The organism is Streptomyces sp. NPDC002386, assembly GCF_053593175.1.
In genome coordinates, this window is the sequence record NZ_JBSFBX010000006.1 from 39274 (window position 1) to 65473 (window position 26200).

Here is a 26200-nt window from a genome sequence, read left to right on the forward strand (position 1 = left end):
AGTCGGCCTACCAGCCGCTTCAGGCAGTACTCAGGAAATATCAACCGACAGGTAGGTGCATTCGCCTCATGAAGTCGTTCAGCTCGCGCAGAGCGCAGGCCATCGTCGTCGCCTTCGCGGCCGGCTCCCTCGTGCTCACCGGGTGCTCCGAGAACAAGGGGGGCAACGGCGGTCAGGACTCCAAGAAGGACCAGCAGCAGGCCTCCGTCCAGTCGAAGGCGGTCACCTACGCCGACGCCGCCGGCTCCACCGGTCCGGCCGAGGACGTCCCCGGTGCCCAGAGCGGCGGCACCATCACGGTCTACCAGGAGGCGGGCCTCTCGCACCTGGACCCGGGCCAGACCTACGTCTCCGACGCCGGCCAGGTCGCCAACCTGCTGTTCCGTCGCCTGACCCAGTTCAAGGAGGACGGCAAGGGCGGCGTCTCGGTCGTGGGTGACCTCGCGACCGACGCGGGCAAGATGTCCGACGGCGGCAAGACCTGGACGTTCACCCTCAAGGACGGCATCAAGGACGCCAAGGGCAACGCCATCACGTCCGGCGACGTCCGCCACACCGTCGAGCGCCAGTTCGCCAAGTTCATCTTCGACGGCCCGCCCTACCTGCACGACTGGCTGGCCGGCAAGAAGTACACGGGCAAGTACCGCGAGCTGCTGCCCGGCGGCGGCTTCGACGGCAAGCACCTGCCGAAGTCCATCCTGGACACCCCGGACGACAAGACCGTCGTCTTCCACTTCGACCAGGCCCGCCCGGACCTGCCGCAGACGCTGGCCATGGCCGGCTACGGCATCGTCCCCAAGAAGGACGACACGAAGGAGAAGTACGACACGGCCCCGGTCGCCACCGGCCCGTACAAGATCCAGTCGTACAAGAACGGCAAGTCCCTGGTGCTCGTCAAGAACACCAACTGGGACCCGAAGACCGACTCCGTGCGCCACCAGTACGTGGACGGCTGGAACTTCCAGTTCGGTGTGACCGAGTCGACCCAGACCAAGCGTCTGATCGCCGACCAGGGCAACGACAAGAACGCCATCCAGCTCACCGGCGGTGTCGAGGCCACGCAGATCCAGGACGTCATCAAGAACCCGGCCGTCAGCAAGCGCACGGTCAAGGGCTACCAGCCCTACGTGATGCAGCTGTCGTTCAACCTGGACCACGTGAAGAACCTGAAGGTCCGCCAGGCCATCACCTACGCCGTCAACTCCAAGTCGCTCATCGCCGGTGAGGGCGGTGTCTACGGCGGCGACGTGGCGCCGAACTACTTCGCCCCGACCCTGCCGGGCTACGAGGCCAAGTACGACCCCTACGGCCGTCTGAAGACGCCGCAGGGCAACATCGAGAAGGCCAAGGAGCTCCTCAAGGGCGTCCCGGCGGCCGAGAAGAAGGTCGTCTTCGCCTACGGCAACAGCGAGAACGGTCAGAAGCGCAAGGTCGCCATCGAGGACGCCCTCTCCAAGGTCGGCTTCAACGTCGTCTCCAAGGAGGTCGACGCGGCGAGCTACTACGAGCAGATCGGCAAGCTCGACAACCCGTACGACATGTACGTCACGGGCTGGGGCCAGGACTGGCCGAGCGCCTCGACCGTCGTCACCCCGGTCTACGACGGCACGCAGGTCGCCGACGGCTCGCCGAACTACTCGCACGTGAAGGACGCGAAGCTCGACGGCCTCATCCAGAAGGCTCTGTCCCAGAAGCCGACCGAGGCCGCGGCCACGTGGAAGGAAGCCCAGCACTACATGCTGGAGAAGGTCGTCCCGGCCGCTCCGCTGTGGTACACGAAGCAGTTCCAGCTCTCGGGCTCCAACGTGGGCGGCGCCCGCTACGGCTCGGTGTCGAGCCTCATCGACATCAACCAGCTGTACCTGAAGAAGTCGTAACTCTCTACGGCTGAACGCGGGGACGCGCACCAGGCGGAGCGCGTCCCCGCACCTCCGTGAAACCTCCCTTTCGTCTCCGCAGAGAGCAGCCCTCCCGCCATGCTTCAGTTCATCCTCCGGCGCACGGTCGGTGCCGTCGTCACTCTGTTCCTCATCGGTGCCGTCACCTTCTTCCTGTTCGTGGCCGCGCCCTCCGACTACGCCTCCCTGGCCTGTGGCAAGGACTGCTCTCCTCAGCGGCTGGAGGACATCCGCCAGGCCCTCGGTCTCAACCTCCCCATCACCCAGCAGTTCTGGGACTTCATGTCCGGCATCTTCGTCGGCCGTGACTTCCCGACCGGTCACTGCAGCGCTCCGTGCCTCGGCCAGTCGTTCTACTCGGGCGAGATGGTCTGGTCGACGATCATGGACCGCTTCCCGACCACGCTGACGCTCACCGCCGGCGGTGCGGTCGTCTTCCTCGTGGTCGGTGTGGGAGCCGGCATGATCGCCGCTTACAAGCGCGGCTCCTTCGTCGACAAGGCCGCCACCGGCGCCTCGATGGTGCTCAGCTCGTTCCAGATCTACCTCCTCGGCCCGATCGTCCTGTGGATCTTCGTCTACAGCACCGGCTGGATGGAGAACCCCGCCTACGTCCCCATCACCCAGGACCCCTGGGGCTGGTTCGTCGGCATGCTGCTGCCGACCCTGGTGATGGCCTCGATCTTCACCGCGCAGTACACCCGTATGGCGCGCTCCTCGATGATCGAGCAGCTCGCCGAGGAGCACGTGCGCACCGCCCGCGCCAAGGGCATGTCGCGCAAGTACGTCTTCTTCCGCTACGCCTGGCGTGGCGCGCTCATCCCGATCGTCACCGTCCTCGGTATCGACCTGAGCAGCATGCTCGGCGGTGCCGTCGTCACCGAGCTGACCTTCTCCCTGCAGGGCATCGGTCGCCTCGCCGTGGACGGCGCGATCCACAAGGACCTCCCCCAGACCATGGGCGTCATGCTGTTCGGTGCCTTCTTCATCCTGATCTTCAACATCCTCACCGACATCGCGTACGCCTGGATCGACCCGCGCGTCCGGCTCTCCTAGGAAGAACGAACCACCGTGACCACACTGACCAAGACCGAGGACGCGTCGGCCCCGACCGGTCCGGAGAGCTTCCTCTCGGTGCGCGATCTGAAGGTGCAGTTCTCCACCGAGGACGGCATCGTCAAGGCGGTCGACGGCCTCTCCTTCGACGTCGAGCGCGGCAAGACCCTGGGCATCGTCGGCGAGTCCGGCTCCGGCAAGTCCGTCACCAACCTGACGGTCCTGGGCCTGCACAACCCGCAGACCTCCACCATCGACGGCGAGATCCTCCTCGACGGCAAGGAACTCGTCACCGCCGGCGAGCGGGAGCTCGAGCGGCTCCGCGGCAACAAGATGGCGATGATCTTCCAGGACCCGCTGACCGCGCTGTCGCCGTTCTACACGGTGGGCCGCCAGCTGTCCGAGCCGTTCATGAAGCACCGCGGCGCCTCCAAGAAGGAGGCCAAGGACCGGGCCATCCAGATGCTGGAGAAGGTCGGCATCCCGCAGCCCAAGGTCCGCTTCGACGACTACCCGCACCAGTTCTCCGGCGGCATGCGCCAGCGCGCGATGATCGCCATGGCGCTGATGTGCGACCCCGAGCTGCTGATCGCCGACGAGCCGACCACCGCGCTGGACGTGACGGTGCAGGCGCAGATCCTCGACCTGCTCAAGGACCTCCAGCAGGAGTTCGGCTCCGCGATCATCTTCATCACCCACGACCTCGGCGTCATCTCCCACATGGCGGACGACCTGCTGGTGATGTACGCGGGCCGGGCCGTGGAGCGCGGCAGCGTCCGCGAGGTGCTGCACGAGCCGAAGCACCCCTACACCTGGGGCCTGCTCAGCTCGATGCCGCGTCTGGACAGCGACCTCGACCAGCACCTGACGCCGATCCCCGGCAGCCCGCCCTCGCTGCTCAACCCGCCCGCCGGGTGCCGCTTCCACCCGCGCTGCGCGTTCAAGGAAGAGGTGCAGGGCAACCTCTGCTCGGAGGTGCGCCCGCCGCTCGCCGACGGTCGCTCGGCCGCGTGCCACCTCACGGCCGAGCAGAAGCAGACCATCTTCATCGACAAGATCCAGCCCCGGCTGCGCTAGGGAGAACTGAGACATGAGCGACAACCTCACCCTCCCCGCACAGCAGGACACCTCCGGCGCGCCGGCGGAGACGCTGCTCGAGGTCAAGGGCCTCACGAAGCACTTCCCGATCTACGGCGGCTTCCCGATCAAGCGTCGGGTCGGCGCGGTGCAGGCCGTCGACGGCATCGACCTCACGGTCGGCGTCGGCGAGAGCGTCGGCCTGGTCGGCGAGTCCGGCTGCGGCAAGTCGACCACGGGCCGGCTCATCACCCGGCTGCTGGAGCCGACCGCCGGCTCGATCACCTACGCGGGGCAGGACATCACCCACGCCTCGCGCCGGCAGATCGCGCCCGTGCGGTCCGAGATCCAGATGATCTTCCAGGACCCGTACTCCTCGCTGAACCCGCGCCAGACCGTCGGCTCGATCATCAAGTCGCCGATGGAGGTCAACGGGATCGAGCCGGATGGCGGCCGGGAGAAGAAGGTCCGAGAGCTGCTCGAGCTCGTCGGCCTGAACCCGGAGCACTACAACCGCTTCCCGCACGAGTTCTCCGGCGGTCAGCGTCAGCGCATCGGGGTCGCCCGCGCGCTGGCCCTGAACCCGAAGCTGATCGTGGCGGACGAGCCGGTCTCCGCGCTGGACGTCTCCATCCAGGCGCAGGTGGTGAACCTGCTCCAGGAGGTCCAGCGGGAACTGGGCATCGCCTTCCTGTTCATCGCCCACGACCTCGCCGTGGTCCGGCACTTCTCGCAGCGCGTCGCGGTGATGTACCTCGGCAAGATCGTCGAGGTCGGCGACCGCGAGTCGATCTACAACCGGCCGCGCCACCCCTACACGCACGCCCTGCTGTCGGCCGTGCCGGAGGTCGGCGTCGACACGGAGACCGCGGACCGGGAGCGCATCCGGCTCTCCGGCGACGTCCCGTCGCCGATCCACCCGCCGTCCGGCTGCCGCTTCCGCACCCGCTGCTGGAAGGCGCAGGACAAGTGCGCGACGGAGGAGCCGCCGCTGGTGCAGATCTCCGGCAACCGCGGCGGTCACCTGACGGCCTGCCACTTCCCGGAGGACCCGACGACCGAGGCCCGTGACGAGGACATCGTCATGGACCCGGCGCTGGTGGCGCTGGAGGAGAGCGAGACCCCGGAGGCCTAGGTCGCGTCCGCGAAGTCACGCCTGCGTCGCGACGTCCGGCACGCACTCTCGCCGCACCGGCCGGAAGCCCGAGTACACCCGGTACGAGGACATCCGGCCGGCACGCCGAGAGCACGCACCGGACGCCGCAACGCCCGCCCTGCGGGCGAACGACGCGACATTGCGGACACGGCCTAGGAAGCCGCCCGGGCCACGGTGATGATCTCGGGGCCGGCGGGGGTCAGTGGTCCCCGCCGCCAGTCCCCGTAGCGCTCGGCGACGGCCAGTCCGGCCTCGCCGAGGAAGCCGTCCAGGGCGTCGGTGCCGAGGAACCGCAGGGTGCTGCGGCACACCAGCGGCCGGTCCCACCGGGCGCCCGCATAGGTCTCAGTGAATCCGAGCCGGTCCCCGACGGGGGCCGGCTCGGCGTCGTGCCACACCTTCACGAGGCCGCCGTCCCCGTCGGGGATCTCGTACACCTTCTCCGGCGTCCAGCGCTCCCAGGCGCGGGCCGCCGGATTGCGCGTCTCGAAGACGAACCGGCCGCCCTCGGCGAGGGCCCGCCGGACCCCGCGCAGACAACCGCGCACGTCCTCGTCGCCGAGCAGTTCCTGGAAGGCGTGACCGGTCATCACAACCAGGTCGAACGCCCCCTCCCAGCGGTGCGTCGCGAAGTCCCCGAGCACCCATTCGACCGCCGGCTCGGCCCGACGCGCCTGTACGAGCATGGCGGCGGCCGGATCCATGCCGGTGAGCCGGCCCCGGTGCCCCGCGTCCCGGGCGCCGCGCAGCAGCCGGCCGGTCCCGCATCCGACGTCCAGGACCGTCTCCGCCTCCATGACGAGCCCCAGGTAGAAGTCGTCGGAGGGGCCCCAGGTGTTCAACCTGTCGTACAGCGAGGCGAGTTCCATGTCGGCGAATACGCGATCGACCATGCCGTGAGTCTGCCTGCTGATCCGCCGATCAGTAAGGGGATCGCGGAATCCACCGCGCGGCGTGAGTTTTATATGCCTTTTCATGTGATATGTCTGATTGCGTATCAGGAGGAGGTGCCGATGCGCGGAGCCGGGCACGCCCGACGGGCCGCGGGCGCGGTGGTGCTGGCCCTCGTCGCGACGGCCTGCGGGGGCGGCGCCGGCGGCGCGGGCGGCGCCGGGGTGCTGACCTCCTCCTGGGGCGACCCGCAGAACCCGCTGGAGCCCGCCAACACCAACGAGGTGCAGGGCGGCAAGGTGCTCGACATGATCTTCCGCGGCCTGAAGCGGTACGACCCGAGGACCGGCCAGGCGAAGGACATGCTCGCCGAGAGCATCGAAACCACGGACTCCACGAACTTCCGTGTCAGGGTCAGGGACGGCTGGACCTTCTCCAACGGTGAGAAGGTGACCGCCAGGTCCTTCGTGGACGCCTGGAACTACGGGGCGAGCCTGCGGAACAACCAGAAGAACGCGTACTTCTTCGGCTACATCCAGGGCTACGACAAGGTCCACCCCGACAGCGGCGGACAGACCGCGGACACCCTGTCGGGGCTCCGGGTCACCGGCCCCCTGACCTTCACCGTCCGGCTCAACCAGAAGTTCTCCAGCTTCCCCGACACCCTCGGCTACGTCGCCTTCGCCCCGCTGCCGAGGACGTTCTTCACCGACCACGCGGCCTGGGTGGGCAAGCCGGTCGGCAACGGGCCGTACCGGGTCCGGTCGTACACCAAGGGCGCCGCGATGGCCCTGGAGAAGTGGGACGCCTATCCGGGCCGGGACCGCGCGCTCAACGAGGGCGTGAGCCTGCTGGTCTACACGGACAACAACACCGCCTACACCGACGTGCTGGCCGGCAACCTCGACCTGGTCGACGACGTGCCCGCGACCCAGCTCAAGAACGTGCGGACCGACCTCGACGGCCGCTACATCAACACCCCGGCCGGCATCCTGCAGACCCTCGCCTTCCCGTTCTACGACCCCAGGTGGAACACCGACGGAGCCCGGAAGGTGCGCACCGGCCTGTCCATGGCGATCAACCGCGCGCAGATCACCCGGACCCTCTTCCGCGGCACCCGCACCCCGGCCACCGACTGGACCTCCCCGGTCCTCGGCGCGAAGGGCGGCTACCAGTCCGGCCTGTGCGGCCACGCCTGCGACTACGACCCCGGCGGCGCCAGGAAGCTGGTCCAGGAGGGCGGCGGGATCCCCGGCGGGCAGCTGAAGATCACCTACAACGCGGACTCGGGCTCGCACAAGCAGTGGGTGGACGCCGTGTGCAACTCCATCAACAACGCCCTCGGCAACGACCGGGCCTGCGTCGGCAACCCGATCGGTACCTTCGCCGACTTCCGCAACCAGATCTCCCGGCACAAGATGCCCGGTCCCTTCCGGGCCGGCTGGCAGATGGACTACCCGTTGATCCAGAACTTCCTGCAGCCGCTGTACTACACGGGAGCCTCGTCCAACGACGGCACGTGGTCGAACAAGCAGTTCGACCGCCTCGTCGACCAGGCCAACGCCGAGACCGACACCGCCCGCTCGGTCGCGCTCTTCCAGCAGGCCGAGGGCGTGGTGCGGGACAACATGGCCGCCATCCCGCTGTGGTACCAGAACGGCAGCGCCGGCTACTCCGCGCGCCTGTCCCGCGTCGCGCTCAACCCCTTCAGCGTCCCGGTCTACAACGAGATCAAGGTCGGCTGAGCCGTCGTGGGGCGCTATGTGGTCAGGCGGCTGCTGCAGATGGTCCCGGTGTTCATCGGGGCCACCCTGCTGATCTTCCTGATGGTGAACGTCATGGGCGACCCCGTCGCCGGCCTGTGCGGCGAGCGGACCTGCGACCCGGCGACGGCGGCCCAGCTCAAGAAGGAGTTCGGCCTCGACAAGCCCCTGTGGCAGCAGTACGTGACCTACATGGGGAACGTCTTCACCGGGGACTTCGGGACGGCGTTCAACGGCCAGCCGGTCACCGAGCTGATGGCGACGGCGTTCCCGGTCACCGTCCGGCTGACGATCGTCGCGATCCTCTTCGAGATCGTCGTCGGCATCACCCTGGGCGTGGTCACGGGGCTACGGCGCGGCCGGCCCGTCGACACCTCGGTGCTCGTCGTCACCCTCGTGGTCATCGCCGTGCCCACCTTCGTCACCGGTCTGCTGCTCCAGCTCCTGCTGGGCGTCGAGTGGGGCTGGATCAAACCCTCCGTCTCCCCGGCCGCGGCCTTCGACGAGCTGATCGTGCCCGGCCTGGTCCTCGCCTTCGTCTCCCTCGCCTACGTCACCCGGCTGACCCGCACCTCCATCGCCGAGAACAAGCGGGCCGACTACGTGCGCACCGCCGTAGCCAAGGGCCTGCCCCGGCACCGGGTGATCACCCGGCACCTGCTGCGCAACTCCCTCATCCCCGTGGTCACCTTCATCGGCACCGACATCGGCGCGCTGATGGGCGGCGCCATCGTCACCGAGCGGATCTTCAACATCCACGGCGTCGGCTACCAGCTCTACCAGGGCATCCTGCGGCAGAACACCCAGACGGTCGTCGGCTTCGTGACCGTGCTCGTGCTGGTCTTCCTGGTCGCCAACCTGCTCGTGGACCTGCTGTACGCCGTACTCGACCCGAGGATCCGCTATGCCTGAACGGCGACCGGAGCAGGACGGCGCGATCGCCGGAACCGGCATGGGAGGCGCCATGGATCTCGCCACCAGCGAGGCGACCACGCTCGAGGAGCCCCCGGGCGGCCGCGGCGGCGCGTCGGACACCGGCAGGCCGCGCTCGCTGTGGTCCGACGCCTGGCGGGACCTGCGCCGCAACCCGGTCTTCCTGGTCTCCGCCCTCGTCATCGTCTTCCTGGTCTTCATCTCCCTGTGGCCCTCGGCGATCGCCCCCGGCAGCCCCCTGAGCTGCGACCTGGCCAAGGCCCAGGACGGCCCCGCACCCGGCGCCCCCTTCGGGTACGACGGCCAGGGCTGCAACGTCTACACCCGGACCGTGTACGGCGCCCGCACGTCCGTCACGGTCGGCGTCTGCGCCACACTCGGGGTCGCGCTGCTCGGGTCGGTGCTGGGCGCCCTGGCCGGGTTCTTCGGCGGGGTGTGGGACTCGGTGCTCTCCCGGGGCACCGACATCTTCTTCGCCATCCCGGTCGTCCTCGGCGGTCTCGTCCTGCTCTCCGTGGTCACCAGCAACACGGTCTGGCCGGTCATCGGGTTCATGGTGCTGCTCGGCTGGCCGCAGATCTCCCGGATCGCGCGCGGCTCGGTCATCACCGTCCAGCAGAACGACTACGTCCAGGCGGCCCGCGCCCTCGGCGCCTCCCACTCCCGGATCCTGCTGCGGCACATCGCCCCGAACGCCGTCGCCCCGGTGATCGTCGTCGCGACCATCGCGCTCGGCACGTACATCGCGCTGGAGGCGACCCTGTCCTACCTCGGCGTCGGCCTCAAGCCGCCCGCCGTCTCCTGGGGCATCGACATCTCCGCCGCCTCGCCCTACGTCCGCAACGCCCCCTACGCGCTGCTGTGGCCCGCGGGTGCCCTCGCCGTCACGGTCCTGGCCTTCATCATGCTCGGCGACGCGGTGCGCGACGCCCTCGACCCGAAGCTGAGGTGACGGCGGGCATGCTGCTCGAAGTGCGCGACCTGCACGTGGAGTTCCGGACCCGGGAAGGGGTCGCCAAGGCCGTCAACGGAGTGTCGTACGCCGTCGACGCGGGAGAGACCCTGGCGGTGCTCGGCGAGTCCGGCTCGGGCAAGTCGGTGACCGCGCAGGCCGTGATGGGCATCCTCGACACGCCCCCGGGCCGGATCACGGGCGGGGAGATCCTCTTCCAGGGCCGGGACCTGCTGCGGCTGAAGGAGGAGGAGCGGCGCGGGGTCCGGGGCTCCGGGATGGCGATGATCTTCCAGGACGCGCTGTCCGCCCTCAACCCCGTGCTGTGCGTCGGCGACCAGCTCGGCGAGATGTTCGTGGTGCACCGGGGCATGTCGAAGAAGGACGCCCGGGCCAGAGCGGTCGAGCTGATGGACCGGGTGCGCATCCCGGCCGCGGCGCAGCGGGTACGGGACTACCCGCACCAGTTCTCCGGCGGTATGCGCCAGCGCATCATGATCGCCATGGCGCTGGCCCTCGAGCCCGCGCTCATCATCGCCGACGAGCCCACCACCGCCCTGGACGTCACCGTGCAGGCCCAGGTCATGGAGCTGCTGGCCGAGCTGCGGCGCGAGTACCGGATGGGCCTGATCCTCATCACCCACGACCTCGGGGTGGTCGCGGACGTGGCCGACCGCATCGCGGTGATGTACGCGGGGCGGATCGTGGAGTCGGCCCCCGTGCGCGACATCTACAAGGCGCCCGCGCACCCCTACACCCGGGGCCTGCTGGACTCCATCCCGCGCCTGGACCTGAAGGGCCGGGAGCTGTACGCCATCAAGGGCCTGCCGCCGAGCCTGACCCACATCCCGTCCGGCTGCGCCTTCCATCCCCGCTGCCCGATGGCCCGGGACGTCTGCCGGACCGACGTACCCCCGTTGTACCCGGTCTCCGGTGAGCGCGGCAGCGCCTGCCACTTCTGGAGGGAGTGCCTGGATGACCGCGACCACTGAGCCCGTCCTGGAGGTCGACGGCCTCGTCAAGCACTACCCGCTGACCCGGGGCATCGTCTTCCGGAAGCAGATCGGCGCGGTGAAGGCGGTCGACGGCGTCGACTTCCACCTGGGCCGGGGCGAGACCCTGGGCATCGTCGGGGAGTCGGGCTGCGGCAAGTCGACGGTCGCGAAGATGCTGTGCAACCTGGAACGGCCGACGGCGGGCTCGATCCGGTTCAAGGGCGAGGACATCACCGCGCTGTCGGGCCGGGCCCTGAAGGCCGTCCGCCGCAACATCCAGATGGTCTTCCAGGACCCGTACACCTCGCTCAACCCCCGTATGACGGTGGGGGACATCATCGGGGAGCCGTACGAGATCCACCCGGAGGCGGCCCCCAAGGGCGACCGCCGGCGCAGGGTCCGGGAACTGCTGGACGTCGTGGGTCTCAACCCGGAGCACATCAACCGCTACCCGCACCAGTTCTCCGGCGGGCAGCGCCAGCGCATCGGCATCGCGCGGGGCCTGGCGCTGCGTCCGGAGGTGATCGTCGCCGACGAACCGGTCTCCGCCCTGGACGTCTCCGTGCAGGCCCAGGTGATCAACCTCCTGGACCGCCTCCAGTCCGAGTTCGACCTCTCCTACGTGTTCATCGCGCACGACCTGTCGATCGTCCGGCACATCTCGGACCGGGTCGGGGTGATGTACCTCGGGCGCATCGTGGAGACCGGCACGGACACCGAGATCTACGACCACCCCACCCACCCGTACACCCAGGCGCTGCTCTCGGCGGTCCCGGTGCCCGACCCGGAGACCAGGGAGCACCGCGAACGGATCATCCTGTCCGGCGACGTGCCGTCGCCCACGGACATCCCCTCCGGCTGCCGCTTCCGCACCCGCTGCTGGAAGGCCCGGGAGCGGTGCGCCCGGGAGGTCCCGGCGCTGGCCGTGCCGGAGGCGTTCCGCCCGGGCACCGGCCCGGCCGCGCACGACTCGGCCTGCCACTTCGCCGAGACGCTGCCCGTGAAGGGCTCCGGCACCGGCGGGGCGCGGGAGGCCGGGCAGCCCGCCGGCAACGGCAGCGGGCCGGGATGACATGGCGCATCCCGGCCCGCACACGGCACCCGCACGGCCGTACGCTGTCCAGCCTCACGCGTTCAGATATCGGTACCGCTTCCGTGAAGTTGCCTGTTCGTTAAGGCGGTTCACGCGGATTCGCCCGGCTGGGGCAGCGAACGGCGCAGGAAGTCGAGCTGCAGGCGGAGCAGGTTCTCCGCGACGGTCTCCTGCGGGGTCATGTGGGTCACCCCGGACAGCGGCAGGACCTCGTGCGGACGGCCCGCGGCCAGCAGGGCGGAGGACAGGCGCAGCGAGTGGGCGACGACCACGTTGTCGTCGGCCAGGCCGTGGATCACCATCATCGGCCGGTGCGGCTCGGCCGCGTCGACCAGGCCGGCGTCGTCGATCAGCGAGTTGCGGCGGTAGACGTCCGGCTGCTCGTCGGGCAGGCCGAGGTAGCGCTCCTGGTAGTGGGTGTCGTACAGCCGCAGATCGGTGACGGGAGCGCCCACCACCGCGGCGTGGAAGACGTCGGGGCGGCGCAGGACCGCCAGCGCCGCCAGATAGCCGCCGAAGGACCAGCCCCGGACGGCCACCCGGCCGAGGTCGAGCGGGAAGTCCCCGGCGAGAGCGTGCAGCGCGTCGACCTGGTCCTGCAGCACGACGGCCGCGAGGTCGTCCCGGATCTCCTTCTCCCACGCCGGCGAGCGGCCCGGGGTGCCCCGACCGTCGGCCACGATCACCGCGAACCCCTGATCGGCGAACCACTGCGAGGTCAGGTACGCGTTGTGCGCGGCGACCACCCGCTGGCCGTGCGGGCCACCGTAGGGGTCCATGAGTACGGGGAGGGGCGTGTCACCGGGGTAGTCCGTAGGCATAAGCACGGCGCACGGAATTCGGCGTGCGCCCCCCTGGACGAGCGTCACGCGGGGGGACAAACCAGGATCTTCGGCGTAAGAGGTGACAGTCGCCGTCCGTTTTCCGTCACGCAGCACCTGGACACGGGTGCCCGGACTGTCCAGCGTCGCGGAGACCAGCACCGTCACGTCCCCGGCCCGCACCGCCGTGTGCACGCCGGGCTCCTGCGACACGCGCTCCACGCCCAGCTCGTTCACCCGGTACACATGGATCTCGCCGATCTCCGGCGACGCGGCCTCCTCGCCCGCCGAGGCCGTGACCAGCACGTCGTCGGCCGTCACATCGAGGACCGAACGGACGTGCAACTGCGGTCCGGTCAGTGGCCGTTCGCCCACGGTCAGCACCCGCGCGCCGCCCTCGTCCGCGATCCGGACAAGCTGACCGGACGGGCTCCAGCAGGGCACTCCGGGGAACAGTTCCAGCCATGTTGGATCTTCGTCGGCGTGCACCATCCGGGTCGAACCGGTGTCCGGGTCCACCGCCAGGAAGAGCTGGCTGCGCTGGTCCCGGGCCTGCACCAGGATCAGGGGCGCCCCCGCCTCCGACCAGTGCACCCGTGCCAGGTACGGATAGCGCGCCCGGTCCCACGCGACCTCCGTGCGCCCCCCGTCGAGGCCGAGGACGAACAGCCGTACGTCCGCGTTGGGAGTTCCCGCAGCCGGGTACGCGACGTGGTTCGGGTCACGCTCCGGGTGGGCCGGGTCGGCGATCCACCAGCGCCGCACCGGCGTGTCGTCCACCCGCGCCACCAGCAGCCGGTCCGAGCCCGGAGCCCACCAGAAGCCCCGGTCACGGCTCATCTCCTCGGCCGCGATGAACTCCGCGAGCCCGTAGGTCACCTGCTCGGTCTCCGGCTCCGCCAGCGCCCGGTCACCCTCACCCTCGGCGCCCGTCACCCGCAGCGCGCCCCGCGCCACGTACGCGACGTGCCGTCCGTCCGGCGACGGACGCGGGTCGATCACGGGTCCCGGGACCCGGAGTTCGCGTGCCGTGCCGGCCCGCAGCTCGGCCGTGAAAAGCCGCCCTGACAAGGCGAAAGCCGCCAACTCCACGGCCGCGTCGGTGGCGTGGCCGACGATGCCGGCCCCGCCCTCCCGGCTGCGCTCCCGGCGCGCCCGCTCCTCGGGCGGGAGCTCCTCCGAGGCGCCCTGCAGCAGGGCGGCCGGATCGGCCGCGAGGCGTTCCGAGCCGTCCGCCGGGTCCAGGACCCAGAGCGAGTTGGCCCGGTCGGTACCGGAGTTGGAACGCAGGAACGCGACACGCGAACCGTCGGGTGCCACCGCGAACGCACGCGGCGCGCCGAGCGTGAACCGCTGCGTGCGGGCGTGCCGACGGGGGAAGGAGTGAGCCTCGGTCGTCATACCCCGACCATATTGGCCATGCGCCCCCTTGTGCGGCCGTGCGCCGAGCGATGCGCGAGCACGGATAGTTATGATCACTACCGCTGAGTGGGTATGAACCCGCTGGCGTTCGCATGGACTTGCCGTACGGATCGACGCCCGGCATACGACCGGGTCACAACCCCCATAGTCCGACCCCCCCGCGTCCCTGGGATTTTTGGAGGTGAGCCGCCGTGGCACTCTCGATTTCGGCGGTGGTGCTGCTGGCGATCATCGTCTTCTTGCTGATCAAGAAGTCGGGGCTGAAGGGCGGTCATGCGGTCATCTGCATGCTGCTCGGGTTCTATCTCGCCTCCTCCACCGTGGCCCCCACGATCAGCGAGCTGACGACCAACGTCGCCAGCATGATCGGCAGCATCAAGTTCTGACGGCGCCCGCGACCGGGCGGCGGCGGCAGTCCGTCCCTGCCGCTCGCCGGATCCCGCACCCTCTTCGGTACCGGAGCCTCTTCGCGGCCCGCTTCACCGCCGCGACGAGGCCCCGGGTGCGTGAACCGGGGAGATCAGGAGACCGCAGGCGGGGGAGCGGGCTTCCGGACGCCGCCGCGCGTGGCCTCGTAGGGTGGTCCCATGACGGAACTGCCCGACCGGCGTCTGCTGCTGGTGCACGCGCACCCGGACGACGAGTCGATCAACAACGGCGCGACCATGGCCCGCTACGCGGCCGAGGGCGCCCATGTGACCCTGGTCACCTGCACCCTCGGTGAGCGGGGCGAGGTCATCCCGCCCGAGCTGCGGCATCTGACCGGTGCGGCACTGGGCGCGCACCGCCGCGGCGAGCTGGCCGCGGCCCTGCGCGAGCTGGGCGTGACGGACTTCCGGCTGCTCGGCGGTGCCGGCCGCTACGGGGACTCCGGGATGATGGGCATCCCCGACAACGAGGACCCCGGCTGCTTCTGGCAGGCCGACCTGGACACCGCCGCCGGGTCGCTCGTGGAGGTGATCCTGGAGGTCCGCCCGCAGGTCCTCGTCACCTACGACGACGACGGCGGCTACGGCCACCCGGACCACATCCAGGCCCACCGGGTCGCCATGCGTGCCGTCGAACTGGCGGACGAACAGGGGCACCGGATCGAGAAGGTCTACTGGAACCGCGTGCCGCGCTCCGTCGCCGAGGCCGCCTTCGCCCGCCTCCAGGACGAACTGGCCGCGCTGCCGTTCGCCAAGGGCGCCTCCCTCGCCGACGTGCCCGGAGTGGTCGACGACGAGCGGATCACCACCGCTGTCGACGGCTCCGCCCACGCTCCGGCCAAGGCGGCGGCGATGCGTGCCCACGCCACCCAGATCGAGGTGGCCGAGCCCTACTTCGCGCTCTCCAACGAGCTGGCGCAGCCGCTGTTCACCACCGAGTACTACGAGTTGGTGCGCGGTACCGCCGGGCCCGGGGAGACCGACCTGTTCGCCGGAGTCGCCGGCGGCGCCGAGGAGGCGTCATGAGCACCGCCGGACGCGGGTCGGCGCTGGCCCAGCCGTTGCGGCGCCCCTCGGCCGGGCGGATCGCCGCCTACGCGGGGCTGTTCGTGCTCGGCGCTGTCGTCGCCCTCGCCGGGGCCCTGGTCCAGGGTGCCTGGTTCCCCGGGGGGCTGCTGCTCGCCCTCGCGGGCGCGGCCGGGCTCTTCCTCGGCGGCGCCTACGCGCTGCGCGGCCGGGGCGGGGCGGTGGCGCCGGTGGCCGGCTGGATCATCACCGTCATCCTGCTCACCGCCAGCCGTCCGGAAGGCGACTTCCTGTTCAGCGCCGGACTGGGCTCCTATCTGTTCCTGTTCGGCGGCATGGCGGTGGCTGTGATCTGCGCCACCCTTGGTCCGGGACGGCAACCCGGCGGCGGCGCCGCCCGACTTGGCAAGTGACGTACCACTTCGCCGTACGTTGCGCGTGCGAGTCCGGTGTGCATTTCCTCAGCGGTCATGGGATACGCGCCAGAAGTGGCCAGTATGGTGGTGCGCGCCGCCGAACTGCCCGCTGAGGTCGTAACGGGCGGTGGAGCCAACCGGGAGAACCTGCCTTGAGTCGTGAAACTGACACTCCGTCCTCCGGGCCCAACGGGCGCGGCGGAGCCGCATATCCCTCCGGGACGCCTCCGTACGGAACCCCCGTCGCCTCCGAAGCCGGTGCGGACGCGGGCCGTTCGGCCGCGCAGCCGGAGGAACGCAAGACCGAGACCACGCTGACCACCCGGATCCGGATCAACATCCCCGGGTCGCGGCCCATCCCGCCGGTCGTGGTGCGCAAGCCCGTCGCGGACGCCGAGGGCGCCAAGGGCGACGCGGGTTCCGACCCGCGGCCGGCCCCGGCCGCCCCGGCACCCGCGGCCGCCGAGACGCCCGCCGAGCCCGCGCCGCAGGCCGAGGAGAAGACCAGCGACTGGTTCGCGCCCCGGAAGTCGTCCGCCCCCAAGGGCGGTCCGGGCGGCGGCGGAACGAACGGCGCCGGGCAGCCCGGCGGTTCGGCGGCGGCACCGTCCGCACCCGCCGCACCCTCCCCGCGGCCGGGTGCCGCCGGCGCCCGTCCCGCCGGCGGCCGCCCCGGCGGCGTGGTCGGCGCCATGGGCGCACCGGGCGGCTCCCGCCCCGGCGGCACCAACGGCTCCGGCCTGCCCGGCGCCACCGGTGGCCCCGTGGCCCCGGGCCACGGCGGCGGCACCGGCTCCTTCGACGTGACCGAGGCGCTGGCCGCGGGCCCGCGCGGCGGCGCCCGTGCCGGCGGCGACGAGCCGAGCCGCGACGACCTGCCGTTCTTCTCCGAGGGCGGACCGAGCGGGTTCGACGGCCCCGGCGGACCCGGCGGCGGTACCGGCGGACTCGGCGGCCCGGGCGGACCCAGCGGCTTCAACGGGCCGAACGGCCCGGGCGGCCGCGGCCCCAAGGGCCCCGCGGGCCCGACGAGCGGACCGGTCACCGGCGACGGGCCGAGGATCCCGCCCGCCGCCCCCAGGAGCTCGCTCAGCGACCTGGACCGGGATCTGGGCGGTGAGTCCTTCGGCGGCTACGGCGACACCGGCAGCCACCCGCGCCCCGGCGACACCGGCAGCCACTCGCTGCCCGGCGGCACGAACGGCCAGGGCCGCCAGGGCGGCCCGCTGGCCCCCGGTGCCTTCGCCGGCCCCGGCGGCGGCCTCAGCGACGACACCGCGATCCTCACCCCGCAGAAGCCGGCCCCCGAACCGGGCACGCCCGGATACCGCGCCGGCAACGTCTCCGGGCAGACCGTCACCAGCGGCATCCCGGTCGTCCCGTCCGCCGGGAACTCCCCGTTCGGCCCCGGCGCCCCCGCCGACGGACCGGTGCCGCATCAGGCGCCGAAGCTGCCCGACCCGGCCCCGCAGCCCAAGGCGGCGGCCCGGCCGAAGAAGAAGGGCCGCAGCAAGCTGGTGCTGCTCGCCGTCGGCGTGGTCGTCGTCGCGGCCGGCGCCTACGGCGCCGGGCTGCTGATGAACCACACCGACGTGCCCAAGGGCACCACGGTGCTCGGCGTCGACATCGGCGGCGGCACCCGCGACGAGGCCGTCAAGAAGCTCGACGACGCCTTCGGCGGGCGGGTGAACAAGCCGCTGAAGCTGGCCGTGGGCGGCAAGACCGTCTCCGTCGAGCCGGACAACGCGGGCCTGCAGTTCGACTTCGCGGCCACGGTGAGCGGCGCCGCGCAGAGCGACTACAACCCGGTCTCCGTGATCGGCTCCCTCTTCGGGCAGAAGCGCGAGGTCGAGCCGGTCATGCCGGTGGACGAGGAGAAGCTGCAGGCGGCCCTCCAGCAGGCCGGCGGCGGCTCGGGCTCCGGCTCCGTGGTCGAGGGCGGTGTCGAGTTCCGCGCCGGCAAGGCCGTCGCCGTCTACGGCAAGGAGGGCAAGGCCATCGACGCGGCCGGCTCCACCCGGGCCGTCGAGCAGGCCTACCGCACGCTCGTGGAGACCGACTCCGCCACCGCCGTCGCGGTCCCGACCGCCACCAGGCAGCCGACGGTGTCCAAGGCCGAGGTCGACCGCGAGATGAAGGAGTTCGCGGAGCCGGCGATGTCGGCCAACGTGACGGTGCGGACCGACGCCGCGCACTCGATCGAGATGAGCCCGCAGAAATCGCTGTGGAAGTTCCTGCGGGTCGCGGCCACGCCCGACGGCAAGCTCACCGACAAGCCGGACCTGGACGCCCTGAAGCAGCTCTACGGCCAGACCTTCGACGGCGTGCTCATCACCCGGGGCAACGGCAAGAAGACGGCGGTCACGCCCCAGGACGTGTACGTCGCCCTGCGCCAGGCCCTGACGAGCGGAACGAACCGGGTCGCGGTCATCGACACGAACCCGAGCTAGCGCGGCCGGGAAGGGGGGCGTCCGCGGGCCGGACGCCCCCCTTCGCGTGTCACCGGAACCGCATGACATCTGTCATCCGGCACTGAGGACCGCCGACACTGCCGGACCCCCGCCCCGCCCGGCCAGCATGGGGACATGACAACGACAGCGGCACCGGCCACCACCACCCCGGTGGTCGGGTTCGACCAGGTGACCAAGACGTACGGGAGCGTGCGGGCCGTCGACGGCCTCTCGCTCCGGCTGTACCCGGGGGAGACCGTCGCCCTTCTCGGCCCGAACGGCGCCGGCAAGTCCACCACGCTCGACCTCCTGCTCGGGCTCAAGCACCCCGACAGCGGCACGGTCGGCCTGTTCGGCACCAGCCCGCGCGAGGCCATCGTCGCCGGACGGGTCGGGGCCATGCTGCAGAGCGGCGGGCTGATGGACGAGGTCACCGTCGCCGAGCTGGTGAAGCTGGCCTGCTCCCTGCACCCGAAGCCGTACAAGGCCGCGGACGTCCTCGCCCGCGCGGGCATCACGCAGATCGCCGACCGCAAGGTCAACAAGCTCTCCGGCGGCCAGGCCCAGCGCGTCCGCTTCGCCCTCGCCACCGCCGGGGACAGCGACCTGATCGTCCTGGACGAGCCCACCACCGGCATGGACGTCTCCGCCCGCCAGGCCTTCTGGGCCACCATGCGCGAGCAGGCCGACCAGGGCCGTACGGTCCTCTTCGCCACCCACTACCTCGAAGAGGCCGACGCCATCGCCGACCGGGTCCTGGTGCTGCACCGGGGCCGGCTCCTCGCCGACGGCACCGCTGCCGAGATCAAGGCGCGTGCCGGAGCCCGCCGGATCTCCTTCGACCTGGAGGGGAACATCGACGAGGCGGCGCTGCGCGGCCTGCCCTTCCTCACCTCGCTCGACGTCTCCGGGCAGACCGTCCGCATCCAGTCCTCCGACGCCGACGCGACCGTCCACGGCCTGTACGGCCTCGGTGTCTACCCCCGCAACCTCGAGGTCGCCGGGCTCGGCCTGGAGCAGGCCTTCGTCGCCATCACGGAGGCCGAGGAGGCCAAGCAGTCATGAACTCCCTCATCAAGCTGGAACTGACCCGCTCCCTGCGGAACAAGAAGTTCCTGTTCTTCTCGGTGCTCTACCCCTCGTTCATCTACCTGATCTTCTCCAGCAGCGCGGGCTCGGGCGAACGGGTCGACGAGACCGGCCTGACCGTCGCCACCTACCTGATGGTCTCCATGGCGTCCTTCGGCGCCCTGACCGCCGTCCTCATGGGCAACAGCGAGCGCATCGCCAAGGAGCGCGAGAGCGGCTGGGTGCGGCAGCTCCGGCTGACCCCGCTGCCGGGACGCGGCTACGTCCTCGCCAAGACCGCGAGCGCGGCCGTGGTGAGCCTGCCGTCGATCATCGTGGTGTTCGTCGTCGCCGCCGTCTTCAAGGACGTGCGCCTGGACACCTGGCAGTGGCTCGCCCTCACCGGGGTCATCTGGGCGGGCAGCCTGGTCTTCGCCGCGCTCGGCGTCGCCATCGGCTACGTCGCCTCCGGGGACGCGGTCCGCCCGATCACGATGATCGTCTACTTCGGTCTGTCGATCCTCGGCGGTCTGTGGATGCCGTCCACCACCTTCCCGCGGATCCTGCAGGACATCGCCGAGTGGCTCCCGACGCACGCGTACGCTGCACTGGGGCGGGCGATCGAGCAGAGCCAGGCCCCGCACACCACGGACATCGCCATCCTCGCCGTCTACTTCGTCCTCTTCGCGGGCGGTGCGGCCTGGCTGTACCGGAAGGACACGCTGAAGGCGTGAGCACCATGACGACCGAGGACCGGCCGAGCGGCCCGGAGCGGCCGACGGGCCTGGGCCGGCCGCCCCGCAACCGCCGGGAGCTGCTGCGCAAGCTCGTCTGGATCGGCGTCTGGCTGGTCTTCATGAGCTCGCCGGTCCACGACCTGGCCGCCGGCCACCACACGCCCTCCGGGACGGCGGCCGGCTGGCTGGGCCTGACGGTGTTCGCCGGGGTCTACCTGCTGCTGGTCTTCCGCAACATGGGGCGGCCCATGCGCCGGCCCCTGGTCGCCGGCCTCATCGTCGCCCTCTGCCTGCTGGCCGTCGCGCTGTGCCTCACGTTCGGCGCCGCCTGGCTCGGCCTGTTCTGCTACGTCTCCGTCGCCTGCGGAGCGGCCCTGCCGCTCAGGGCGGCCTACTGGGCCGTCCCCGCGACCGGCGTGGTGATGATGCTGGCCGGCCTGGCCACGGACGTGACGACGGCGTGGAACCTGGTGCTGGTGGTGGTGCTCATCGGATTCGCGATGACGGGCGTCGTCCAGCTCATCCGCACCACGGTCGAACTGCGCGAGGCCCGGGCCACCGTCGCCCACCTCGCCGCCAACGAGGAGCGGCTGCGCCTCGCCCGGGACCTGCACGACCTCCTCGGCCACTCGCTCTCCCTGATCACGCTGAAGAGCGAGCTGGCCGGGCGGATGCTGCCCGGGCACCCCGACAAGGCGGCCCAGCAGGTCGCCGACATCGAACGGGTCAGCCGCCAGGCCCTGGTGGACGTCCGGGAGGCCGTCACCGGGTACCGGCGCCCCCGCCTGTCCGCCGAGCTGGCCGGCGCCCAGGTCGCGCTGACCGCGGCCGGGGTGAGCGCCGAACTGCCCGCCGAGCCGGACCTCGCCGGCGCCGGGGAGGACAGCGAGGCGGCGCTCGCCTGGGCGCTGCGCGAGGCGGTCACCAACGTCGTCCGGCACAGCGGCGCCCGCCGCTGCGTCGTCCAGCTCCTGCACCGCCAGACCCTGGACGGCCCGATGCTCGAACTCTGCGTGGAGGACGACGGGTCCGGCGGCTCCGGCGGCGCCCACGGCAACGGTCTCACCGGCCTCACGGAGCGGCTGGAGAAGGCCGGCGGCACGCTGGAGGCCGGTCGGGCCGGGCAGGGTTTCCGGCTGGTCGCCCGCGTCCCGCTGACGCCCTGAGGCCACGTAGGATCCGGGCATGAGCAGCCCGATCAAGGTCCTCCTCGCCGAGGACCAGTCGATGGTCCGTGAGGCGCTGGCCGCCCTGCTCGGCCTGGAGGACGACATCGAGGTCGTCGCCCAGGTGGCGCGCGGCGACGAGGTGCAGGCGGCCGTCGGCGCGCACGGCGTGGACGTGGCCCTCCTCGACATCGAGATGCCCGGCTGCACCGGCATCGAGGCGGCGGCCCGGGTGCGCCGGGAGTTCCCCGACGTGAAGCTCGTCGTGCTCACCACCTTCGGCCGCCCCGGCTATCTGCGCAGCGCGATGGAGGCCGGCGCCGACGCCTTCCTGGTCAAGGACGCACCGGCCGCCCAACTCGCGGCCGCGGTGCGCAAGGTGCTCGCCGGGGAACGGGTCATCGACCCCACCCTGGCCGCGGCGGCCCTCGCGGAGGGCGCCAACCCCCTCACCGACCGGGAGCGCGAGATCCTGCGGGCGGCGGCCGACGGCTCCACCAACGCGGAGCTGGCGGCGGCCCTGCACCTGTCCCAGGGGACGGTCCGCAACTACCTCTCCACGGCCATCCAGAAACTCGCGGTCCGCAACCGGGCGGAGGCGGTCCGCATCGCCCGCGAGAAGGGCTGGCTCTGAGTCCCCGGCCGGGCCCTAGTTGAGCATCGCCCGGGCCGTCCGGGCCTGCCGGCGCACCCGGTCGGCGGCCGGTTCGTCGACCACCTCGATCAGATGCGCGTAGGCGTCCAGCTCCGTGGCGCCGTCCTCGAACTCGCCCCGCTGCACCAGCAGTTGCCCGCGCTCGTAGCGCAGCCGGGCCGGATGGCCGGGCAGCAGCAGGCTCAGCTCCACGGCCCACAGCGCGACGTCCGACCGCTCGGGACGGGCGGAGGCCCACGCCCGGACGTTGTTGAGGATGCGCTGCACGACCTCCAGCGGGGTCGCGGGCTCCAGCATCGACGGCTGCAACGGCGCCCCGGTGGCCCCGGCCACGAGCAGCTCGGCATCCGTGCCGGTCAGCACCCGCCCGCCGTCGAACGGATCGGCGAGCACCTGCTCCCGCGCCGCCCCGAACCCGACCACGAAGTGCCCCGGCAGCGCCACCCCGTACACCGGCGCCCCCGCCCGCCGGGCGACCTCCAGCCACACCACCGACAGCAGGATCGGCAGCCCGCGCCGCCGCCGCAGCACCTCGTGCAGCAGCGAGGACTCCAGCCGCTGGTAGTCGGCGGGGGAGCCGTGGAAGGACTCGCCCTCGCCCAGGAGCCGGCACACCGCCGCCGCCCACGCCTGCGGCCCGCCCGGCCGGTACGGCAGCCGCCCGGCCAGCCCGTCCAGCTCGAGCTGGGCCGCGTCGATGCCGTCCTCGTCCAGCGAGCCGTCCGCCTCCGCGCCGATCAGCAGGCACAGCGCCGACAGGTCCGGCCGCTCGGACCGGGCCTCGGCGCCGAACCGCCGCCGCAGCTCCGCGGACCGCTCCGGCGGAGGCGGGTACGGGGGCGGGAGTCGGGGATGCCGCATGTCTGGGTCATGCCCTCCCACGGCGATCGCTACGACCCTCCGGAGCCACCGGTGTCCGGCCGGCGGTAGTGGTGGTACGCGTGGTGGGGTGCGAGGCCCAGCCGGGCGTACAGTCCCCGGGCCGCCTCGTTGTCGCTCTCCACCTGCAGCCAGGCCGCCGAGGCGCCCTCGTCCAGGGCCCGCCGGGCCAGCGCGGCCATCACCTCGCCGGCGAGCCCCCGCCTGCGGCGGGCGGGGTCGACCTCCACGGCGGCGAACCCGGCCCAGCGCCCGTCCACCACGCACCGCCCGATCGCCGCCGGAGCCTCGCCTGCGGCACCCGGCACGGTCGCGAACCACACCGAGGGGCCGCTGCCCAGCACCCGCAGGGCCACCTCGCTCATCCCCTTGCGCCGGTACCGGGCGAGCCACGCCTCGTCCGTCTCCCGGGACAGCGCCACACCGGCGCCCTCGGCGGCGTCCGCGACCGGTGCCAGCGCCCCGGTCCACAGCTCGGCGGTCACCTCGCGCACCCAGCCGCGCCGCTCCAGCTCGGCGCACAGCAGCTCCTGCGTGCCCTCGGCGCCCGTCGCGGTCTGCACGTAGGCGGGCAGGCCCCGCTCGCCGTACCAGCGCCGTACGGCCTCCAGGGCGGCGTCGAGACCGACCCCCGGATCGCCGAGCGGCAGCACGCTGTTGGCGCGCCGGGTGAACCCCTCCGCCGCGCGCAGCTCCCACTCGCCCAGCCACTCGCTCTCCACCGGCCGCCACGCCCGCGCGGAGACGCGGGCCAGCTCCGCGTAGGTGGCGGCGGGGCCCCTGCGGCGGGCCGGCGCGGCCGGGATCACCTTCCCCGCGACCAGCGCGGACCGAGCGATCCGGACACTCCGTCCGTCGCGCGATGTGATCATGAGCACGTCGTCGTCCCATGATGTGAGAACACCGACCGTGTCGGTGAACTTCTCCGGTCCCGCCCCGGGGTCGCTCAAGCGCCGCACGGAGACGCGTTTGCCCACGTCAGCAGCGGTGATGCGAACCTCGAGGCGTCCGTGCGCCGAGATTTCCACTGGTCAGTTCACCCCTCCTGTTCGGATCTTGCCCCAGAACGGAGATACTAGGGGCGGGCATCGACGACGCCGCGCTCCCGCGCGCCAGGCGGCGGAGCCTACGGAGGCCCGCCAGCGCCCTATCGAGGAGGAACGACAGCGTGACCTACGTCATCGCGCAGCCTTGTGTCGACGTGAAGGACAAGGCGTGCATCGAGGAGTGCCCGGTCGACTGCATCTACGAGGGCCAGCGGTCCTTGTACATCCACCCGGACGAATGCGTCGACTGTGGTGCCTGTGAGCCGGTCTGCCCGGTCGAGGCGATCTTCTACGAGGACGACACTCCGGAGGAGTGGAAGGACTACTACAAGGCGAACGTCGAGTTCTTCGACGAGCTGGGTTCCCCCGGCGGGGCCAGCAAGCTGGGCCTGATCGAGCGGGACCACCCCTTCATCGCCGCGCTGCCGCCGCAGGCCTAGTGACGCCGCTGGGCGTCGGCCCAGCGGCCCGCAGCGCGCCGCCCCGGTCCCGTACGGCCGATCGCCCTCGATCAGCGCCGTACGGGACCGTGGCGTTCGCCGAAGCAGAAAGTGAGCCAGCACCCGTGTCCGCAGTCTCCGACCGGCTTCCGGCCTTCCCCTGGGACAAGCTGGAGCCGTACAAGAAGACGGCCGCGGCCCACCCCGGCGGCATCGTCGACCTCTCCGTCGGCACCCCGGTCGACCCGGTTCCCGAACTGATCCAGAAGGCGCTGGTCGACGCGGCCGACTCGCCGGGCTACCCGACGGTCTGGGGCACCCCGGCGCTGCGCGACGCGATCACCGGCTGGCTGGAGCGGCGGCTGGGCGCCCGGGGCGTCACCCACCGGCACGTCCTGCCGATCGTCGGCTCCAAGGAACTGGTGGCCTGGCTCCCCACCCAGCTCGGTCTCGGCCCCGGCGACAGGGTCGCGTACCCGCGCCTGGCCTACCCGACGTACGAGGTCGGCGCCCGCCTGGCCCGCGCCGGGTACGAGGTCTACGACGACCCGCGCGACCTGGACCCGGCGAACCTCAGGCTCCTGTGGCTCAACTCCCCGTCGAACCCGACCGGCAAGGTCCTCTCCCGGGACGAGCTGAAGGGGATCGTCGCCTGGGCCCGCGCCCACGGCGTGCTCCTCGTGTCCGACGAGTGCTACCTCGAACTGGGCTGGGAGGCCGACCCGGTGTCGGTCCTGCACCCGGACGTCAACGGCGGTTCCCTCGACGGCATCGTGGCCGTCCACTCGCTCTCCAAGCGGTCCAACCTGGCCGGCTACCGCGCCGCCTTCGTCGCGGGCGACCCGGCCGTCCTGGGCCCGCTGCTGGAGATCCGCAAGCACGGCGGCATGATGACCTCGGCGCCGACCCAGGCGGCGGTGGTGGCGGCCCTGGGCGACGACGAGCACGTCCGCGTCCAGCGCGAGCGCTACGCGGCCCGCCGCGCGCTGCTGCGCGAGGCCCTGCTCGGCCACGGCTTCCGCATCGAGCACAGCGAGGCCAGCCTCTACCTGTGGGCCACCCGCGACGAGTCCTGCTGGGACACCGTCGCCCACCTGGCCGGCCTGGGCATCCTGGTCGCGCCCGGCGACTTCTACGGCGAGGCCGGCGACCGGTTCGTGCGCGTGGCCCTCACCGCGACCGACGAGCGGGTGCGCGCGGCGGTGGAGCGCCTGGCCGCGTAGCGGCTCAGGAGACGTGAACGGGGTCCGGGGAGCGTTCCCCGGACCCCGTCGGCCGTTCGCCGGTGACGGCGGAGCTCAGCCGCCGAGCGGGAGCTGGGCGGCCGGCAGGGACGACGTCGGCAGGCCGCCCTGGGTGAGCGAGCCCGTGCTCAGGCCGCCCGCCGCGCCGGTCGCGGTGCGCCCGATGACACCGCCGGCCGCACGGGCCGCGTTGCCGGCCGCGTTCTTCGCCGCGGGCGCCGCCTTCTTCACGGCACCGGCGCCGGTCCCGGCCACCGACGGGGTCGCCTTCTTGACCGCCTTGCCGCCCGTGTTGCCGGCGACACCGGTGACGTGCTGGGTCGCACCGTCGACGGTGCTGCCGACGCCGGCCGCGCTGTCCAGCGCGGTCAGGCCGCCCAGCTCCGGCGTGGCCACCGGCTGGTTCGTGGCCGCGCCGGCCGAACCGGCCGCACCGACCCCGGCGGCCGCTCCCGCTGCGACGAGCAGTGCGGCACGGGCGATACGGCGGGTCAGGGGGAGGGACATGGTGCTCCATTCGACGGGGAGGAACGGTGGTGTGTCCGGGCCCGGACGCCGTGCTTACCGCTCGAGGCCGATGAAGGTTGC

24 protein-coding genes are annotated in these 26200 nt (G+C 71.7%); 19 read left to right on the plus strand and 5 right to left on the minus strand.

Annotated elements, in window-relative coordinates; all coding sequences use genetic code 11:
* Window positions 1-68 precede the first annotated feature (68 nt).
* The 4 genes from ACWCPN_RS14125 (at window position 69) to ACWCPN_RS14140 (ending at window position 5166) form a co-directional block, all read left to right on the plus strand.
* On the plus strand, window positions 69-1877 hold the full coding sequence (locus ACWCPN_RS14125; protein WP_451205377.1) for an ABC transporter substrate-binding protein: 1809 nt from the start codon (window positions 69-71) through the stop codon (window positions 1875-1877).
* A gap of 99 nt (window positions 1878-1976) precedes the next feature.
* Entirely contained in the window at window positions 1977-2954 is a 978-nt protein-coding gene (locus ACWCPN_RS14130) for an ABC transporter permease (protein WP_451205380.1), read from the plus strand.
* Between the two features lie 15 nt (window positions 2955-2969).
* Window positions 2970-4031, plus strand: coding sequence for an ABC transporter ATP-binding protein (locus ACWCPN_RS14135; protein WP_451205383.1), 1062 nt, complete (start codon window positions 2970-2972; stop codon window positions 4029-4031).
* A 13-nt stretch (window positions 4032-4044) separates the two neighbouring features.
* Window positions 4045-5166, plus strand: a complete 1122-nt coding sequence (locus tag ACWCPN_RS14140) for an ABC transporter ATP-binding protein (RefSeq protein WP_451205385.1) — start codon at window positions 4045-4047, stop codon at window positions 5164-5166.
* Window positions 5167-5339: 173 nt separating this feature from the next.
* Here ACWCPN_RS14140 and ACWCPN_RS14145 read toward each other — a convergent pair whose 3' ends face one another.
* Window positions 5340-6080: a class I SAM-dependent methyltransferase gene (locus ACWCPN_RS14145; RefSeq protein ID WP_451205388.1), complete on the minus strand. Its 741-nt coding sequence runs from the start codon at window positions 6078-6080 to the stop codon at window positions 5340-5342.
* Between the two features lie 120 nt (window positions 6081-6200).
* Here ACWCPN_RS14145 and ACWCPN_RS14150 point away from each other — a divergent pair, with 120 nt between their 5' ends.
* The 5 genes from ACWCPN_RS14150 to ACWCPN_RS14170 are packed head-to-tail and all read left to right on the plus strand — an operon-like array spanning window position 6201 to window position 11793.
* Complete coding sequence (locus ACWCPN_RS14150) at window positions 6201-7823, plus strand: peptide ABC transporter substrate-binding protein (RefSeq protein ID WP_451205391.1); 1623 nt, start codon at window positions 6201-6203, stop codon at window positions 7821-7823.
* Between the two features lie 6 nt (window positions 7824-7829).
* Window positions 7830-8753: an ABC transporter permease gene (locus ACWCPN_RS14155; RefSeq protein WP_451205394.1), complete on the plus strand. Its 924-nt coding sequence runs from the start codon at window positions 7830-7832 to the stop codon at window positions 8751-8753.
* Window positions 8746-9726, plus strand: a complete 981-nt coding sequence (locus ACWCPN_RS14160; protein WP_365120103.1) for an ABC transporter permease — start codon at window positions 8746-8748, stop codon at window positions 9724-9726. The genes ACWCPN_RS14155 and ACWCPN_RS14160 overlap by 8 nt, the downstream gene beginning before the upstream one ends.
* 8 nt (window positions 9727-9734) lie before the next feature.
* Window positions 9735-10718 (plus strand): ABC transporter ATP-binding protein, encoded by a 984-nt coding sequence (locus ACWCPN_RS14165; protein WP_451205398.1) that lies wholly within the window; start codon window positions 9735-9737, stop codon window positions 10716-10718.
* Window positions 10702-11793 carry an ABC transporter ATP-binding protein gene (locus tag ACWCPN_RS14170; protein WP_451205401.1) on the plus strand — a complete coding sequence of 364 codons (1092 nt, stop codon included), beginning with the start codon at window positions 10702-10704 and terminating at the stop codon, window positions 11791-11793. The genes ACWCPN_RS14165 and ACWCPN_RS14170 overlap by 17 nt, the downstream gene beginning before the upstream one ends.
* A gap of 110 nt (window positions 11794-11903) precedes the next feature.
* On the opposite strand, the gene ACWCPN_RS14175 is transcribed toward ACWCPN_RS14170, so the two are convergent.
* Window positions 11904-14036: a prolyl oligopeptidase family serine peptidase gene (locus ACWCPN_RS14175; RefSeq protein ID WP_451205404.1), complete on the minus strand. Its 2133-nt coding sequence runs from the start codon at window positions 14034-14036 to the stop codon at window positions 11904-11906.
* Between the two features lie 212 nt (window positions 14037-14248).
* Here ACWCPN_RS14175 and ACWCPN_RS14180 point away from each other — a divergent pair, with 212 nt between their 5' ends.
* The 8 genes from ACWCPN_RS14180 (at window position 14249) to ACWCPN_RS14215 (ending at window position 21982) form a co-directional block, all read left to right on the plus strand.
* Entirely contained in the window at window positions 14249-14443 is a 195-nt protein-coding gene (locus ACWCPN_RS14180; protein ID WP_020942059.1) for a hypothetical protein, read from the plus strand.
* A 201-nt stretch (window positions 14444-14644) separates the two neighbouring features.
* Window positions 14645-15511 (plus strand): N-acetyl-1-D-myo-inositol-2-amino-2-deoxy-alpha-D-glucopyranoside deacetylase, encoded by an 867-nt coding sequence (gene mshB, locus ACWCPN_RS14185; protein ID WP_199211879.1) that lies wholly within the window; start codon window positions 14645-14647, stop codon window positions 15509-15511.
* Window positions 15508-15924 (plus strand): DUF6113 family protein, encoded by a 417-nt coding sequence (locus tag ACWCPN_RS14190; RefSeq protein ID WP_451205408.1) that lies wholly within the window; start codon window positions 15508-15510, stop codon window positions 15922-15924. The genes mshB and ACWCPN_RS14190 overlap by 4 nt, the downstream gene beginning before the upstream one ends.
* A 155-nt stretch (window positions 15925-16079) precedes the next feature.
* Window positions 16080-18377: a hypothetical protein gene (locus tag ACWCPN_RS14195; RefSeq protein WP_451205411.1), complete on the plus strand. Its 2298-nt coding sequence runs from the start codon at window positions 16080-16082 to the stop codon at window positions 18375-18377.
* A gap of 135 nt (window positions 18378-18512) precedes the next feature.
* Complete coding sequence (locus tag ACWCPN_RS14200; RefSeq protein WP_451205414.1) at window positions 18513-19442, plus strand: ABC transporter ATP-binding protein; 930 nt, start codon at window positions 18513-18515, stop codon at window positions 19440-19442.
* Window positions 19439-20179, plus strand: a complete 741-nt coding sequence (locus ACWCPN_RS14205) for an ABC transporter permease (protein WP_451205416.1) — start codon at window positions 19439-19441, stop codon at window positions 20177-20179. Before ACWCPN_RS14200 ends, ACWCPN_RS14205 begins: the two co-directional genes overlap by 4 nt.
* A gap of 5 nt (window positions 20180-20184) precedes the next feature.
* Entirely contained in the window at window positions 20185-21348 is a 1164-nt protein-coding gene (locus tag ACWCPN_RS14210) for a sensor histidine kinase (protein WP_451206027.1), read from the plus strand.
* 19 nt (window positions 21349-21367) lie between these two features.
* The gene (locus ACWCPN_RS14215; RefSeq protein ID WP_199211882.1) at window positions 21368-21982 is read left to right on the plus strand and encodes a response regulator transcription factor; all 615 of its coding nucleotides are present in this window, start codon (window positions 21368-21370) and stop codon (window positions 21980-21982) included.
* 15 nt (window positions 21983-21997) lie between these two features.
* Here the strand turns inward: ACWCPN_RS14215 and ACWCPN_RS14220 are convergent, their stop codons facing one another.
* Together ACWCPN_RS14220 and ACWCPN_RS14225 are read right to left on the minus strand one after the other, a co-directional pair.
* Window positions 21998-22864 carry a transglutaminase family protein gene (locus ACWCPN_RS14220; RefSeq protein ID WP_451205420.1) on the minus strand — a complete coding sequence of 289 codons (867 nt, stop codon included), beginning with the start codon at window positions 22862-22864 and terminating at the stop codon, window positions 21998-22000.
* Window positions 22865-22893: 29 nt separating this feature from the next.
* Window positions 22894-23910, minus strand: coding sequence for a GNAT family N-acetyltransferase (locus tag ACWCPN_RS14225; protein WP_451205423.1), 1017 nt, complete (start codon window positions 23908-23910; stop codon window positions 22894-22896).
* A gap of 140 nt (window positions 23911-24050) precedes the next feature.
* Here ACWCPN_RS14225 and fdxA point away from each other — a divergent pair, with 140 nt between their 5' ends.
* Window positions 24051-24368: a ferredoxin gene (fdxA, locus tag ACWCPN_RS14230; RefSeq protein ID WP_004926152.1), complete on the plus strand. Its 318-nt coding sequence runs from the start codon at window positions 24051-24053 to the stop codon at window positions 24366-24368.
* A gap of 125 nt (window positions 24369-24493) precedes the next feature.
* Window positions 24494-25591, plus strand: coding sequence for a bifunctional succinyldiaminopimelate transaminase/glutamate-prephenate aminotransferase (locus ACWCPN_RS14235; RefSeq protein ID WP_451205426.1), 1098 nt, complete (start codon window positions 24494-24496; stop codon window positions 25589-25591).
* 75 nt (window positions 25592-25666) lie between these two features.
* Here ACWCPN_RS14235 and ACWCPN_RS14240 read toward each other — a convergent pair whose 3' ends face one another.
* Window positions 25667-26119, minus strand: coding sequence for an ATP-binding protein (locus ACWCPN_RS14240; protein ID WP_451205428.1), 453 nt, complete (start codon window positions 26117-26119; stop codon window positions 25667-25669).
* Window positions 26120-26200 lie beyond the last annotated feature (81 nt).

Excerpts from the sequence above, each read along its gene's own strand:
- ACWCPN_RS14140 (WP_451205385.1), top strand. The coding sequence starts at position 4,045 with ATGAGCGACAACCTCACCCTCCCCGCACAGCAGGACACCTCCGGCGCG.
- mshB (WP_199211879.1), top strand. The coding sequence starts at position 14,645 with ATGACGGAACTGCCCGACCGGCGTCTGCTGCTGGTGCACGCGCACCCG.
- ACWCPN_RS14190 (WP_451205408.1), top strand. The coding sequence starts at position 15,508 with ATGAGCACCGCCGGACGCGGGTCGGCGCTGGCCCAGCCGTTGCGGCGC.
- ACWCPN_RS14145 (WP_451205388.1), bottom strand. The coding sequence starts at position 6,080 with ATGGTCGATCGCGTATTCGCCGACATGGAACTCGCCTCGCTGTACGAC.
- ACWCPN_RS14215 (WP_199211882.1), top strand. The coding sequence starts at position 21,368 with ATGAGCAGCCCGATCAAGGTCCTCCTCGCCGAGGACCAGTCGATGGTC.
- ACWCPN_RS14175 (WP_451205404.1), bottom strand. The coding sequence starts at position 14,036 with ATGACGACCGAGGCTCACTCCTTCCCCCGTCGGCACGCCCGCACGCAG.
- ACWCPN_RS14160 (WP_365120103.1), top strand. The coding sequence starts at position 8,746 with ATGCCTGAACGGCGACCGGAGCAGGACGGCGCGATCGCCGGAACCGGC.
- ACWCPN_RS14210 (WP_451206027.1), top strand. The coding sequence starts at position 20,185 with ATGACGACCGAGGACCGGCCGAGCGGCCCGGAGCGGCCGACGGGCCTG.
- ACWCPN_RS14205 (WP_451205416.1), top strand. The coding sequence starts at position 19,439 with ATGAACTCCCTCATCAAGCTGGAACTGACCCGCTCCCTGCGGAACAAG.
- ACWCPN_RS14170 (WP_451205401.1), top strand. The coding sequence starts at position 10,702 with ATGACCGCGACCACTGAGCCCGTCCTGGAGGTCGACGGCCTCGTCAAG.
- ACWCPN_RS14220 (WP_451205420.1), bottom strand. The coding sequence starts at position 22,864 with ATGCGGCATCCCCGACTCCCGCCCCCGTACCCGCCTCCGCCGGAGCGG.
- ACWCPN_RS14200 (WP_451205414.1), top strand. The coding sequence starts at position 18,513 with ATGACAACGACAGCGGCACCGGCCACCACCACCCCGGTGGTCGGGTTC.
- ACWCPN_RS14125 (WP_451205377.1), top strand. The coding sequence starts at position 69 with ATGAAGTCGTTCAGCTCGCGCAGAGCGCAGGCCATCGTCGTCGCCTTC.
- ACWCPN_RS14130 (WP_451205380.1), top strand. The coding sequence starts at position 1,977 with ATGCTTCAGTTCATCCTCCGGCGCACGGTCGGTGCCGTCGTCACTCTG.
- ACWCPN_RS14165 (WP_451205398.1), top strand. The coding sequence starts at position 9,735 with ATGCTGCTCGAAGTGCGCGACCTGCACGTGGAGTTCCGGACCCGGGAA.
- ACWCPN_RS14240 (WP_451205428.1), bottom strand. The coding sequence starts at position 26,119 with ATGTCCCTCCCCCTGACCCGCCGTATCGCCCGTGCCGCACTGCTCGTC.
- ACWCPN_RS14150 (WP_451205391.1), top strand. The coding sequence starts at position 6,201 with ATGCGCGGAGCCGGGCACGCCCGACGGGCCGCGGGCGCGGTGGTGCTG.